The 13,399-nt window shown below is 67.1% G+C and carries 9 protein-coding genes; 2 read left to right on the top strand and 7 right to left on the bottom strand.

Features of this window, described 5'->3' with window-relative positions:
* The first annotated feature begins 58 nt into the window (after positions 1-58).
* Positions 59-1,549, top strand: a complete 1,491-nt coding sequence (locus tag HNQ67_RS00615) for a replicative DNA helicase (RefSeq protein WP_183252688.1) — start codon at positions 59-61, stop codon at positions 1,547-1,549.
* Here HNQ67_RS00615 and HNQ67_RS00610 read toward each other — a convergent pair.
* From HNQ67_RS00610 to HNQ67_RS00585, 6 genes are all read right to left on the bottom strand, one after another.
* Complete coding sequence (locus HNQ67_RS00610) at positions 1,546-2,370, bottom strand: carbohydrate ABC transporter permease (RefSeq protein WP_183251363.1); 825 nt, start codon at positions 2,368-2,370, stop codon at positions 1,546-1,548. The genes HNQ67_RS00615 and HNQ67_RS00610 overlap by 4 nt on opposite strands.
* Positions 2,367-3,326 carry a carbohydrate ABC transporter permease gene (locus tag HNQ67_RS00605; protein ID WP_246347387.1) on the bottom strand — a complete coding sequence of 320 codons (960 nt, stop codon included), beginning with the start codon at positions 3,324-3,326 and terminating at the stop codon, positions 2,367-2,369. Before HNQ67_RS00605 ends, HNQ67_RS00610 begins: the two co-directional genes overlap by 4 nt.
* Positions 3,323-4,594 (bottom strand): extracellular solute-binding protein, encoded by a 1,272-nt coding sequence (locus HNQ67_RS00600; protein WP_183251361.1) that lies wholly within the window; start codon positions 4,592-4,594, stop codon positions 3,323-3,325. The genes HNQ67_RS00605 and HNQ67_RS00600 overlap by 4 nt, the downstream gene beginning before the upstream one ends.
* Complete coding sequence (locus tag HNQ67_RS00595; RefSeq protein WP_246347386.1) at positions 4,591-6,045, bottom strand: glucoamylase family protein; 1,455 nt, start codon at positions 6,043-6,045, stop codon at positions 4,591-4,593. Before HNQ67_RS00595 ends, HNQ67_RS00600 begins: the two co-directional genes overlap by 4 nt.
* A 74-nt stretch (positions 6,046-6,119) precedes the next feature.
* Positions 6,120-9,161 carry a TonB-dependent receptor gene (locus tag HNQ67_RS00590; RefSeq protein ID WP_183251358.1) on the bottom strand — a complete coding sequence of 1,014 codons (3,042 nt, stop codon included), beginning with the start codon at positions 9,159-9,161 and terminating at the stop codon, positions 6,120-6,122.
* Positions 9,158-10,231 (bottom strand): LacI family DNA-binding transcriptional regulator, encoded by a 1,074-nt coding sequence (locus HNQ67_RS00585; protein WP_183251356.1) that lies wholly within the window; start codon positions 10,229-10,231, stop codon positions 9,158-9,160. The genes HNQ67_RS00590 and HNQ67_RS00585 overlap by 4 nt, the downstream gene beginning before the upstream one ends.
* Before the next feature lie 257 nt (positions 10,232-10,488).
* Here HNQ67_RS00585 and HNQ67_RS00580 point away from each other — a divergent pair, with 257 nt between their 5' ends.
* The gene (locus HNQ67_RS00580; protein WP_183251355.1) at positions 10,489-11,847 is read left to right on the top strand and encodes a GH1 family beta-glucosidase; all 1,359 of its coding nucleotides are present in this window, start codon (positions 10,489-10,491) and stop codon (positions 11,845-11,847) included.
* 3 nt (positions 11,848-11,850) lie between these two features.
* Here HNQ67_RS00580 and HNQ67_RS00575 read toward each other — a convergent pair whose 3' ends face one another.
* Positions 11,851-13,377, bottom strand: a complete 1,527-nt coding sequence (locus HNQ67_RS00575; protein WP_183251353.1) for a carboxylesterase/lipase family protein — start codon at positions 13,375-13,377, stop codon at positions 11,851-11,853.
* Positions 13,378-13,399: the final 22 nt, after the last annotated feature.

The following is a 13,399-nucleotide window of genomic DNA, read 5'->3' as shown; positions in this document are numbered from 1 at the left end:
AGCCGCCGCTACGTCCGCGACTGACGCAGGACGCGGGCATGGGTAAGACATGACCCCGATGAACGCCTTCGCCCCCGTCCCCTTCCCGTCGTCTTCAGACGCGTCGGGCATCCCGTCCCTGCCCCATAACCTGGAGGCGGAGCAGGCTCTGCTCGGCAGCCTGATGTTTGACAACGCGGTGTTCGAGCGCCTGTCCGACCGTCTGCGCGGCAGTCATTTCTACGAACCCTTCCACCAGCGGCTCTATGACGCCGTCGAGGATCACGTCCGCCAGGGCCTGCTGGCCGAGCCGACCATCCTGATGGAGCGGTTCAAGCAGGACCCGGCCTTCCAGGAGTTCGGTGGGCTGCGTTACCTGGCCGACCTGGTCGACCGGGCCCCGCCGGCGGCGAACGCGCCCGACTATGCTCGCGTCGTCTACGATCTGGCCCTGCGCCGCGACCTGATCCGCATCGGCGGCGAGATCATCAAGGAGGCGCCCCAGCCCGAAACCGCCGCCCTCGACCAGATCGAGAGCGCCGAACAGCGGCTCTACACCCTGGCCGAGACCGGCAAGCCCTCCTCCGGCTTCGTCAGCTTCTCCACCGCCCTTAGCGGCGCCGTGCAGATGGCCGCCGAGGCCTATCAGCGCGACGGCAAGCTGGCCGGCCTGGCCACCAATCTCGACGACCTCGACCAGAAGCTGGGCGGCCTGCACCCGTCCGACCTGCTGATCCTCGCCGGCCGTCCCTCGATGGGCAAGACGGCCTTGGCCACCAACATCGCCTTCAACGTGGCCCGCAATTATCGCTGGGAGCCGACGCCCGAGGGCCGCAAGACTGTGAACGGCGGCGTCGTCGCCTTCTATTCGCTGGAAATGTCGGCCGAACAGCTGGCCATGCGTATCCTCGCCGACGCCTCGGGCGTGTCGTCGGACAAGCTGCGCAAGGGCGAGATCGACGCCGCCGACTTCGGCCGTATTCGCGACGCCGCGGTCGAGATCGGCGAGAGCCCCCTGTTCATCGACGCCACCGGCGGCCTGTCGATGTCCAAGCTGGCCGCCCGCGCCCGCCGCCTGAAGCGGATGGAGCATGGCCTCGACCTGATCATCGTCGACTATCTGCAGCTGATCACCACCGGCGAGTCGAACAGCCAGAAGAACCGCGTGCAGGAGGTCTCCGAGATCACCGGCGGCCTCAAGGCCCTGGCCAAGGAACTGGGCGTGCCGATCATCGCTCTGTCGCAGCTGTCGCGTCAGGTCGAGCAGCGCGAGGACAAGCGGCCCCAGCTGTCCGACCTGCGCGAATCCGGCTCGATCGAGCAGGACGCCGACTGCGTCATGTTCGTCTACCGCGAAAGCTACTACCTCGGCCGCGCCGAGCCGCGCGAGGGGACCGAGGAACACCTCAAATGGCAGGAGGACATGGACCGCCTCAAACACCAGGCCGAGGTCGTCATCGGCAAGCAGCGCCACGGCCCCATCGGCATCGTCAAACTGTCCTTCGACGCCGACACCACCAAATTCGGCAATCTCGCCGGCGGCCAGCGCTACGACAGCTACGGCGACTAACCCTTCACGCTCCCGGCCAGCATGCCGCGGATGTAGTAGCGCTGCAGGGCGAGGAACAGGATCAGCACGGGCGCGACGGTGATCACCGCCCCCGCCATCATCATCTCGATGTCCTGCACGTGCTCGCGGGACAGGGCGGCCAGCGCCACCGGCAGGGTGTAGTTCGACTGATCGGTCAGAATGATCAGCGGCCACAGGAAATCGTTCCAGCTGCCGAGGAAGACGAACAGCGCCAGGGTCACGATGATCGGCTGCAGTGTCGGCAGCACCACCCGGCGGAAGATCTGCCCCTCCGACGCCCCGTCGATGCGCGCCGCCTCCAGCATCTCGTCGGGGATCGACAGCGAATACTGCCGCACCAGGAACAGGCCGAAGATCGAGGCCAGCCACGGCACCAGCGCCCCGGCGTAGGTGTTCACCAGCCCCATCCCCTTGAGCATCAGGAACAGCGGCAGGGTGCCGATCTGTGCAGGCACCACCAGGGCCGCGACCAGCAGCTGGAAGGTGCGCTCGCGTCCCCGGAACCTCAGCTTGGCGAAGGCGTAGCCGGCCGGGACTGTGAACAGCAGCGCCAGCCCGGTCGCCATGGTCGCCAGGGCGAAACTGTTCCACAGATAGCGGCCCATGCCCTGGGTCACGAACAGGTCGCGGTAGTGCTCCAGCGTCCAGGTCGACGGCAGCAGCGGGGGCGGGAAACTGGCCGCCTCACCGGTCGCCATGAAACTGACCGACAGCATCCACAGCAGCGGGAACAGCACCAGCAGCGCGATGAAGGCCACCGCCGCGTTCAGCGCGACCGAAGGGACCCGGCGGGCGGTCATTCGTAGGCCCCCATCCGCTTCGCCACGGCCAGTTGCACCAGCGTCACCGCCAGGATGCAGACGAATAGCACGAAGGCCACGGCGCTGGCGGAGCCGAGGTTCCACCATTTGAAGCCCTCTTCGTACATGAAGTAGAGCACCGTCACCGTGCTCTGCGCCGGTCCGCCCTGGGTCATCACATAGGGCTCGGCGAACAGCTGGAAGAAGCTCGCCACCGAGATGATCGAGACCAGCAACAGCGTCGGGGCGATGGCCGGCAGGGTGACGTGGGTAAACCGCTTCCACACCCCCGCCCCGTCGATCCGCGCCGCCTCGTACAGGTCGTCCGGCACGGTCTGCAGGACGGCGAGGAAGATCAGCATGTTGTAGCCGAATATCTTCCACACCACGAACATCAGGATGGCGGGGATCGAGGTCGAGGGCTGGCCCAGCCAGTCCACGGGCGACAGGCCCACGCTTGATATGGCCCAGTTGATGACGCCGTAGCGGGTGTGCAGCAGGTAGTTCCACAGCACCGCCGTGGCCACGAGCGTGGTCACGAAGGGGGCGAAGAAGATCACCCGCCACAGGGGCCGCCACTTCACCACCCGGGCGTTGAGGATCACCGCCGCCGCCAGCGACGCCGCGATCGACAGCGGCACGCCCAGCACCGCGAACAGGCCGGTGTTCTTCATCGCCCCCCAGAACAGCGGATTTCCGAACAGCCGCTCGTAGTTCTGCACTCCGATGAAGCGGACATTGTCCAGATCGGCCAGGGCGTAGATGTCGAAGTCGGTCAGGCTGAGCAGCAGGGCCGCGAACACCGGGACCGCGAAGAACACGCCGATGGCGATCAGCGCCGGCGCCACGAAGCCCCACGCGGCCCGCTCCCGCGCCCGGGCGCCGCCTGGCCTGCGGCGCGGACGGACGGCGGCCTCCGCCTCGACCTTGGCCATGTTGAGCCGGACGTCGGTCATGCCCTGCCCCGCTCCATCATCCAGCGGCGTTTCTCGAGCAGCCGGTCGGCGCGGCGGTCGATCTCGGCGCCGGCGGCCTCGGGCGTGTACTCGCCGCGCACCATCCGCTCGGCGACAATCTGCATCTCGGTGACGATCCGCTCCCATTCCGGGACCTTGGGCACGGCCTCGGCGCGCGCCAGCTGGCCCTTGAAGGCGGCGATGTACGGATCATTGGCCACCGCCTGCGCGCTCCAGGCGCTCTGCCGCGCCGGCAGATTGCCTGTCACGACATTGAAGCGCGCCTGCACCGCCGGATCGGACAGATAGCGGACCAGCGTCCACGCCGCCTCCTGCCGCGGCGAGGAGCTGTAGACCACCAGGGACGAGCCGCCGGGCGCCGAGGCTCCCATGCCGTCCGGGCCCGGCACGCCCGAGGTCATCCAGCGCGTCTCCGGACCAAGGCGATTGCGGAAATCCCCGATGGTCCACGGTCCCGAGAAATAGAAGCTGAACCAGCCGCGCGCGAACTCCGTCCAGACGTTGGAGATCTGCGCCGCCGACGCCACGGGCGCCAGGCCCTCGTCGAACAGGCTCTTGTAGAAGGCCAGCGCCGCCACGAACGACGGGCTGGAGAAATTGCCCCGCGTCGCCTGCTCGCGCAACAAAGACTGGTCGCCCTGCAGGCCGAAGGTCAGCAGCTGTTCGAACTCGTTGAGCGGCAAGAGGACGGCGTATTTATCGGACCCGACCACCCGCTTGACCGCAAGCATGGCCTGTTTCCAGCCGGCCCAGGTCGGCGGCACGGCCCCGTACCCCGCCTGCTCCAGCAGGTCGGAGCGGTAGAAAATCAGCCGGGTGTCGACGTACCAGGGAACGCCGACCACCCGGCCGTCGATGCGGTTGGTTTCCAGCACCGCATCGAACTGGTCGGTGAGCAGGTCCGAGGCGAAGTCCGGCAGGGCGGAGATCGCCCCGATGGCGGCCATCTCAGACACCCAGGTGTTGCCCACCTGGCTGAGGTCCGGCAACGAGTCTCCGGCGTAGGCGGTCAGCAGTTTCTGATGCGCCGCCGACCACGGCAGGGCCTGGACGTCGACCTTGATCCCGGGGTTCAGCCGCTCGAACTCCGGCAGCAGCAGCGGGACGTTGGTCGCCTCGTTGCCCATGGCCCAGAAGGTCAGGCGGAGGACCCCGTCATCCCGCCGTCCGCATCCGGCCAGACCCGACGCCGCGGCCCCGGCCAGAAGGCCCAGCGCCGCCCGTCGATCCGGCCGGATCACGCTCATGCGTTAGCCAGCCAGCCGCCCGTGAACCCGGCCGCCTTCAGACCGCGGATGATGTTCGGCTCACGCCGCATACGCTTCCAGACGGCGTCGGAACGGTGGTTCTCGATCTGGATGACGATCGGCCCCTGGTCGATGCCCAGATAGTCGCCGTCGACCCAGCCGATCCCCGGCGCGATGCGGCCGTGACGCAGCGTCTGACTGGTCTGCGTCAGGGTCGGGTTGAACGAGTCGAGGAAGCCGTATTCCGTATAGAGGGCCGCGCCGTAGCGCGCCTTCATCGCCTTCATGCAGGCCGTCACCTCGGCGGGGGCGAAGGGCATGGAGCCGAGCGCCGCCGTCGGTGCGATCGTCCCGTCGTCTCGGTCGCCGGGCCCGCGCGCCGAATAGCTGAAGAACTGCCGCTCCCGTCCGTCGATGACCTGTTTGATGTCACCCGGCCCGTCGCAGGCGGTCAGGCCCCAGATGTCGGCGGAATAGCCGGCCCAGCCCATCGGATTGTCGATGGCGTATCTGCGCTGCGCCTGCACCGCCCGCACGCTGTTCTGGAAGTAGTCGAAGCCCGGGATCTCGGCTTGCTTCGAGCGCATGAACGGGTCGTGGATGCCGCGGAAGTCCACATACATGTGGCTGTACTGATGCCCGAACAGCGGCGCGAAATGCAGGTGCGCCGGCCCCCATTCGTCGGTCCAGCTCAGATCGTAGACGCTGCACCATTCGTCCCAGACCGCCGCCGGGACGGGGTGCGTCGGGCTGCCCATGGCCAGCAGCAGAACCAGCATCCCCTCGTTGTACTTGTTCCAGTCGGCGGCGATGAAGCCCCGCTCCGGACGCCACCCCATCGAGATGCGGTTGGGCCGGACCACCGCCCAGTCCCATTCGACCCGCTCATAGATGGCCTGCACCAGCCGGCGGATTTCCACCTCGTCGGGATGGTCCCCGTCGAACCACTGCGCCGCATAGAGCATCCCGCCCAGCAGCAGCGTCGTATCGACCGTCGACAACTCGGTGTCGCGGTAGCGGTGGCCGGTCTCCATGTCGAGGAAATGGTAGAAGAAGCCCTTGTGGCCCGCGACGCCGGTGGGCTCGGGCCCTTGCGGGGCGTCATGGAAGAAGCGGGCGGTGATCAGGGTGCGCTCGCGCGCCTCCTCCCGCGTCATCCAGCCGCGTTCGACCCCGATCGGCCAGCAGGTCAGGGCGAAGCCGACGGCGGCGATGGAGGCGAAGGTCTTCGTCGGCCAGCGGTCCGGCGTCAGGCCGTTGGACCGGTTGGTGACGTCCACGAACCAGCGGAACGTTCGCGCCTGCAGCTCCTCGACCTCGGCGTCGAGCGCCCGGCCGCCGGTCCACGGGGCGCCCGGCACGCTGGCGCAGCCGGCCAGTCCGAGAGCGCCGACCCCGGCCACGGTGGAACCCATCAGGAAACGACGACGATCCATGGCGGCCACTCTCATACTCACGGTCCGACTAGTCAAAAAACAGGCCGCCCCCCGATTCTGAACGGAGGGCGGCCGCCAGGGTCAGGAGATCAGAAGCTGTAGCGCATACCGACCTGGAAGGTGCGGGTCGGGAACAGCACCGAGCTCGGGTTGCCGAAGTTCGGGTTCGGATTGGTCGCAGAGCCGGTGCCGCCGTCGAAGCCGCTGTAGTTGTCGAAGTTGAAGACGTTGATGGCGTCGACGAACAGCGACAGCTCGTGACCGCTGAAGGCCTCGAAATTCTTGGTCAGGCGGAGGTCCAGATTCCGGTAGGCGAAGGCGTTCGGAATGATGAAGCCGTACTTCTCCGGACGCCCGGCGTAGGGCCGGAAGTAGAACTGCGAACCCGTGCCGTCGAAGACGTTGAACGGCGAGCCCGAGCCGAGGGTCAGGATGCCCGACAGCTGGAAGTCCCACGGCAGGTCGAGGATGCCGTTGGCCACGATCCGGTGGGTTTCGTCGTTCGCCGAAGAGCGCATCGGCGACGTCTCGACCGAGAAGCAGTCGAAGCAGAAATTGTCGTTGCCGCCGTTCTGCAGCGATTCCGACCAGGTGTAGGCGAGGTTGAAGCCCCAGCCCGAGTCCCGCGTGTAGGGCTTGTCGGCCTTCAGATAGAGGGCGGTGAACTCGCGCTCCTTGTTGTGATCCGACACCAGGTAGGCGCGGTACGGGTTGGTCCCGTCCGGACCGCAGAAGCCGCCGCTGTCGCCATAGCCATTGCCGTCATTGGGTCGCGTGGGTTCGCGGCAGCGGTTCAGATACTGCCAGGTGAACTCGTTCTCGGTCTTGCCGTAGGCGAGGGTCAGCTCGGTCTGCCAGTCGCCGAAGCGCTGGCGAACCCCGATGTTGAACTGGTCGGTGCGCGGCGGCTCGAAATCGTTGGCCAGCAGGAAGGCCTCGCCCCGGGCCGGAATGGTGTCGAGCAGGGCGTCGAGCCCGGCCACCGTGCGATACGATTCCTGCCACAAGATCGGGTCGCCGGCGTTGCCGCTGGCTACGCCGGGAGGGGCTCCGGTGGTCGAAAAGAAGACATTCTGGCGGAAGTCGAACGGCTTGACGATCTCGTCGAACGAGAAGTTGAACTGGACGCGGTCGTAGTAGCGGCCGGCGCCGCCGAAAATCACCGTCGAGCGGTCGCCGAAGACATCGTACGAGAAGCCGATCCGCGGCTGGAAGGCCCCGGTGAACGGATCGCGGTTGTCGCCCGTGGCGATGTAGTCGTTGATGTCGAACCAGCTCGGCGCATAGCCCGCCGGCTTGCCGCCGTTGGTCGAGGCGATCCACTGGTTCAGTCCGTCGACCACCGACCGGGGCGTGACGTAGTCGTTATTGTTGGCGTTGTCTTCGTAGTCCCAGCGCAGGCCGAGGTTCAGCTCCAGCTTGTCGGTGATCTGCCAGTCGTCCTGGATGTACAGGCCGATGACGTTGTTGGTCAGATCGACCGACGGGAAGGCGTTGCCCAGCTCGACGCGGTACGGGACCGTGGTGCTGCCCGACAGCTCCGGACGACCATCGACGTCATAATAGAACAGCGGATTGCGCCCGAACTCCTTCGTCACCTGGTAGTTCTGGCGGGAGAATTTCCCGCCGATCTTGATGGTGTGGAAGCCGTTCCACTCGATCTCGTTGAAGGTCAGGTCGTCGCGGAGAGTTAGAACCTCATCGACAATGTCCTGCCGGCTGTCGGCGCCGCCGAGGTTGAGGATGGTGTCGCCCCCGAAAAAGTTCGGCTGGAACCCGGGCGCCGGATTGGTGTCGGTGTGCAGCCGGTAGGTTTCCCCAAAGCTGGAGAAGTTGATCGGCTGCGGGTTGTAGTTGTACTCGCGCTGGGTGACCGTCAGCTCGTTGACGAAGGTGTCCGTCGTCCACTGGTGGCGGCCGTTGATGGTCAGCGTGGTCTGGTTCAGTTCCGTGGCCCGCTCGGCCGAGTCGGCCCCACCGATCCCGCGGGTGTCGAACTCGTCACGCCAGGTGACGCTCAGATCAACCAGATGATCGTCGGCCGGCTGCCAGCTCAGCTTGCCGAAATACAGGTCTTCCTCGAACGGCACGGCGAAGGTGCCGATGTACTGGCCGAACTGGTTGGTGAAGCGCGGCTCCTGACGGCCGAGATTGACGGCCGCGGCGCGGCCCTCTTCCTTGCGCTCATAAGTGCCGAAGAAGTGCAGCGTGTCCCGAATGATCGGACCGCCGAGGGCGAAGCCGTACTGCTGAACCTCCAGATCGGGCTGCTCGTCGCCGCGCCGTGCGGAAAAGACGTCCTGCTCGATGAAGCTCTGATCGCGATAGGTGCCGAACACCTCGCCGTGGAACTCATTGGTGCCCGAACGGGTCACGGCCGTGATGATGGCCGAGGAGGCCTGCTCGTACTCGGCCTTGAAGTTCTGGCTGACGACCCGGAACTCCTGGATGCCGGCCTGCGGGAACGGATTGCCGCGGCTGTCGTCCTGACCGGCGATGCCACCGTCGATAATGTTCGACTTCAGACTGGCGCCGTCGATGAAGGCGTTGACCGATTCCGCCCGCTGGCCGCCCGCGGTGATGGTCTGCTCCTGCTCGTTCTGCGACACCCGTACGCCGGGGGCGAGGGCGGCGAAGTTGAGGAAGTTGCGGTTGATCTGCGGCAGGGTGTTGATCTGCTGCGTCGTCACATTCGTGGCGATCTCCGGCGTCCGGACCTCGACCAGCCGGCGACCGGTGACCACGACTTCAGCGATTTCGGTGGCCCCGCCGCCGGAAGCGGCCGCGCCCCCGATGCGGAGATCGACCTCACCGACCTGGCCGATGCCAATCGTGACCACCTCGGACGTGGTCTCGCCGTCGGTCGTGGTGACGGTGATCTCATAGGTGCCGGGGCGCAGGCCGGACAGGACATAGCCGCCCTGCGAGTTCGCCGTGGTTCGGTTGGTGAACCCCGAGGCCACGTCGCGCGCCACGATCGCGGCTCCGGCTTCGGCCTGTCCCCCGTCGGTCACCGAACCCCGGATGGTCGAGGTGGCGACCTGGGCCGCCGCGCCGCCGGCGGCGGCCAGCGAGAGGGCGACGGCGAGGGCCGAGACGGCGCCCAGGTACTGCTTGGACTTGCGGGTCATTGCGGGTTCTCCCCCTTGAGATGTGGTAAGCTGGCGGAATCGCGAGGGCGATCGCCGGACGTGGTTCGGGCCTGCGCCGCAGGATCGCTCGACGGGCGCACGACCAGTTCGGGACGGACGACCTCGCAGGCGGTGTCGGCAGGGGCCCCCGCTGCGTCGACGAGGCGGACGAGACGCTCCAGCGCGCTTCGTCCGGTGTCAGCGATCCGGATCCTCAGAGTGGTCAGGCCCGGACGCACCAGCTCGGCGATCGGCACGTCGTCGAACCCGACGAGAGCCACGTCCTCCGGCACGGAGAGCCCGGCGTCCTGAAGGGCCAGCATGGCTCCGACCGCCATCATGTCGTTGCCGGCGAAGATCGCGTCCGGCCGCTCGCTACGCGCCGCCAGTTCTGCCCCGACCTGATGGCCCGAGGCCTGGGTGAAGGCGCCTTCGACCACGGTGGTCGGCAGGTTGGCCCGCGCCATGGCTTCCAGATAGCCCGCCAGCCGCGACTCGGCCTCAAGGTTGCCGGTCGGGCCGGAAATGTGCGCGATACGGCGCCGGCCGGTGGCGATGAGGTGCTCCACCGCCTGAACGGCGCCGCCATGATTGTCGACCACGATCGAGGGACGACCGGCGTCGGCGCCGCCGTTCATGAGCAGGATCGGCAGCCGTCCGGCCAGGCTGGTCGCCAGATTGGCCGCGTCGAGATGCGGCGACAGGACAATCAATCCGTCGACGCGACCACGCATCGAGCGGATCGCCGCCGAGGCCTCCTCGGCGTCGTCATGGGAACTGGAGACGATCAGGTGGTAGCCGAGGGCCCTCGCCCCCACGTCCATGCCCCGGATCAGCTCGGAAAAGTATTCGCCATACAGGTCCGGCAGGATGACGCCTATCGTCTGGGTCTTGCTGGTCGACAGGCTGCGCGCGCCGGAGTGGGGCACGTACTGGAGCGCATCGACCGCCTCCATCACCTTCTTCCGGGTCGTTTCGGTGACCGGGCCGGCCCCGGTCAGGACGCGTGAAACGGACGCGACGGAGACGTCCGCCCGGTCCGCCACGTCCCGGATCGTCGCGGCCTTCATGCCCCAACATCCACGCAGATGTTTGCTGTCGCACCAGGCCCCAAAGTCTCTCTCCCTGACCGGTTCGCGATCCCGGCCCGCTTCTCGCGGGTCCGTTCGATAATTCCGTGTAACCGATTACATGACACACTGGCCATATCGCCCGCAAGTGCCCTAGTTTGGTCACAGGGAGGTTGTGCTCACGGGGCTACACGCGTACCCGCCCCGGCGGCCCAGCCCTTTTCAGTTGACCACATCGCGTTTCACGAGCCTCGACCATGATCACGAAAGACACCGGTAACTATCTGTTTCCAGAAGGTTTCCTGTGGGGCGCGGCGACGGCCGCCTATCAGATCGAAGGCTCCTCCATGGCCGATGGCGCGGGCGCCTCGATCTGGGACCGGTTCAGCCATACGCCGGGCAACATGCGGGACGGCGACACCGGCGACGTGGCCTGCGACCACTACAACAAGTGGCGCGAAGACATCCAGTTGATGAAGCGCCTGAACCTCCAGGCCTACCGGTTCTCGGTCAGCTGGAGCCGGGTCATGCCCGAGGGCCGCGGCGCCATCAACGAGAAGGGTCTCGCCTTCTACGACCGGCTCGTCGACGGCCTGCTCGAGGCCGGGATCGAGCCGCTTTGCACCCTCTACCACTGGGATCTTCCCGCCGCTCTCGACGACCGCGGCGGCTGGCTCAATCCCGACATCGCCGACTGGTTCGCCGACTATGGCCAGGTCCTGTTCGAGAAATTCAAGGGCCGGGTGAAGACGTGGGGCACGATCAACGAGCCGTGGGTCATCGTCGACGGCGGCTATCTGCACGGCGCCCTCGCCCCGGGCCACCGCTCGGCTTTCGAGGCCATGATCGCCGGCCACAATATTCTGCGCGCCCACGGCGCCGCGGTGAAACGGTTCCGTCAGGTCGGCGAGGGCGACATTGGCATCGTCCTCAACATCGAACCGAAATACCCGGCCAGCGACCGGCCCGAGGACGAGGCGGCCCGCCGCCGCGCCGACGCCCAGATGAACCGCTGGTTCCTCGACCCCCTGATGGGCCGCGGCTATCCCCAGGAACTGGAAGACGTCTACGGGGAGGCCTACCGCGACTTCCCGCAGGCGGACTTCGACCTGATCGCCCAGCCGACCGACTGGATGGGCCTGAACTGGTACACCCGCTCGGTGCCCGAGAACGCCCCCGACGCCTGGCCCGTCCGCGCCCGGCCGGTGAAACAGGTCCAGCACGCCCACACCGAGACCGGCTGGGAGGTCTATCCTCCCGCCCTGACCGACACCCTCGTCTGGCTGCATGAACAGACCAACGGCCTGCCGCTGATGATCACCGAAAACGGCTCGGCCTGGTACGATCCGCCCCACGCCATCGACGGCCGGGTCCACGACCCGATGCGGGTTGAGTATCTGAAGAACCACCTCAAGGCGGCGCACGACGCCATCGGCAAGGGCGTCGACCTGCGCGGTTACATGGCCTGGTCGCTGCTCGACAATCTGGAATGGTCGCTGGGCTATTCGAAGCGGTTCGGCATCACCCACGTCAATTTCCAGACCCAGGAGCGGACCATCAAGGACTCCGGTCTGCTCTACGCGGAGGTGATCAAGTCGAACGGCGGCGTGCTCTGAGGATCAGCGGGCCCGGTTATAAAACGCCTCGATAAGGTCCAGCCGTTCGCCGAACGGAACCGCCTTCGCCACCGGTCCGTCGTTGGTGAAGTCCAGCAGTCGATCCGGATCGGCGCCGAAGTCGGGCCAGACCTGCCGCATCCCCCCGTTCGGATCGCCCGTCGCCGCGAAGGTCGTCCAGTAGCCGGCCATCTGATCCGCGGCCCGCTGGTCCATCGCCGCCGTCGGCCACGGCGAGGCGGTCAGATTGTCGAACACGTACTGTCGCTCCGACGCATGGGTGGCCCCGTCGTGGGGCTCGGGCATCGCTGCGGAAACCACATCGAAGCGGTACAGGTACGTCGGATGTCCGTTTCGCGCGTGCAGCCGCGCCAGGCGCCGCGCCGGCTCGTTGAACACGAGGTCGCTCAGCACGAACTGGTCGTAGCCCGACGGACCGCCATAGGCCTTGAGGAAGGCCGCGCGCTCGTCGCTTGTCATCGCGTCATCCAGCGCGCCATAAAGGCTCAGATCCGACGGCTTCATCCACCAGAACTCGGCGCTGTTTGTGCCGATGATCAGGGGGACGGGCGCCTCGCGCCCACCGGCGAACGCGGCCTCGACATCTTCGGTTATCAGGGTCCCGTCCCGCACCAGCAGGTCACCGCCGTAAAAGCTTGGCGCTGGTCTGAGGAAAGCCTCCGCCGGGATGGCTCGAAGCGCCTCGGCCGTCCTCGCGCCGTAGGCCATCCCGAAGGCCTCTCCCCTCGCCCGCATCGACGGCCCGCCGTCGCGGCGCGCAGAGTCCAGCGGCGTGCCCTCGTCGCGTCCGAGTCCTGACTGAACCGCCGCGCGATGGAAAAGCCCCCGCGCCTCCGGAGAAATCATCAGCCGCGTGACCAGCGCCCCGCCGGCTGACTCGCCGAAGATCGTCACATTGTCCGCGTCGCCTCCGAAGGCCGCCGCGTTGTCTCGAACCCACTGCAGGGCGGCGATCACGTCCATCAGTCCGTAGTTGGCGGCCGGCTCGCCCGCCTCCCGCTCCGCCGCCAGCGCTGGATGGTCGAAGAAGCCCAACCGGCCCAGCCGGTAGTTGATGGTCACCACCACCACGCCGCGCTTGGCGAGGTTCCTCCCATCGTACAGCGCGGCCGTGCCCGAGCCGTTGTTCAGGCCACCGCCGTGGATCCAGACCATCACCGGCAGCGGCTCCTCTCGCTCCGCGGGCGCCCAGACATTGAGCGTCAGACAGTCTTCGCTCATCGGCAGGGGACCGACGCCATTGTCGCCATTGGCGGGCGGCTGGATGCAGATCGCCCCGACCTGCCCTGCGTCCCGCTCACCGGACCAGGGTAGGGCCGGCCGAGGCTGCCGCCAGCGCCATTCGCCCACCGGCGGTCGGGCGTAGGGCACGCCCCTGAAGCTGAGCACCCCCTCCGCCCCGCGCCCGACCAGCACGCCCTGCTCGACCGTCGCCCGGGGATTGGGATCAGCGGGATCCGCCGGTGAAATCATCAGAGCCGCCGCCGCCAGAATGAAAGCCACATACATCGGGCCAGACTAGCGGCGTCCG

The organism is Brevundimonas basaltis (assembly GCF_014202075.1).
GTDB lineage: Bacteria > Pseudomonadota > Alphaproteobacteria > Caulobacterales > Caulobacteraceae > Brevundimonas > Brevundimonas basaltis.
The sequence above is the reverse complement of the archived record's forward strand: the minus strand, read 5'-3'. Positions and strand labels throughout refer to the sequence as shown.

Excerpts from the sequence above, each read along its gene's own strand:
- HNQ67_RS00610 (WP_183251363.1), bottom strand. The coding sequence starts at position 2,370 with ATGACCGCCCGCCGGGTCCCTTCGGTCGCGCTGAACGCGGCGGTGGCC.
- HNQ67_RS00590 (WP_183251358.1), bottom strand. The coding sequence starts at position 9,161 with ATGACCCGCAAGTCCAAGCAGTACCTGGGCGCCGTCTCGGCCCTCGCC.
- HNQ67_RS00615 (WP_183252688.1), top strand. The coding sequence starts at position 59 with ATGAACGCCTTCGCCCCCGTCCCCTTCCCGTCGTCTTCAGACGCGTCG.
- HNQ67_RS00580 (WP_183251355.1), top strand. The coding sequence starts at position 10,489 with ATGATCACGAAAGACACCGGTAACTATCTGTTTCCAGAAGGTTTCCTG.
- HNQ67_RS00600 (WP_183251361.1), bottom strand. The coding sequence starts at position 4,594 with ATGAGCGTGATCCGGCCGGATCGACGGGCGGCGCTGGGCCTTCTGGCC.
- HNQ67_RS00605 (WP_246347387.1), bottom strand. The coding sequence starts at position 3,326 with ATGACCGACGTCCGGCTCAACATGGCCAAGGTCGAGGCGGAGGCCGCC.
- HNQ67_RS00575 (WP_183251353.1), bottom strand. The coding sequence starts at position 13,377 with ATGTATGTGGCTTTCATTCTGGCGGCGGCGGCTCTGATGATTTCACCG.
- HNQ67_RS00595 (WP_246347386.1), bottom strand. The coding sequence starts at position 6,045 with ATGAGAGTGGCCGCCATGGATCGTCGTCGTTTCCTGATGGGTTCCACC.
- HNQ67_RS00585 (WP_183251356.1), bottom strand. The coding sequence starts at position 10,231 with ATGAAGGCCGCGACGATCCGGGACGTGGCGGACCGGGCGGACGTCTCC.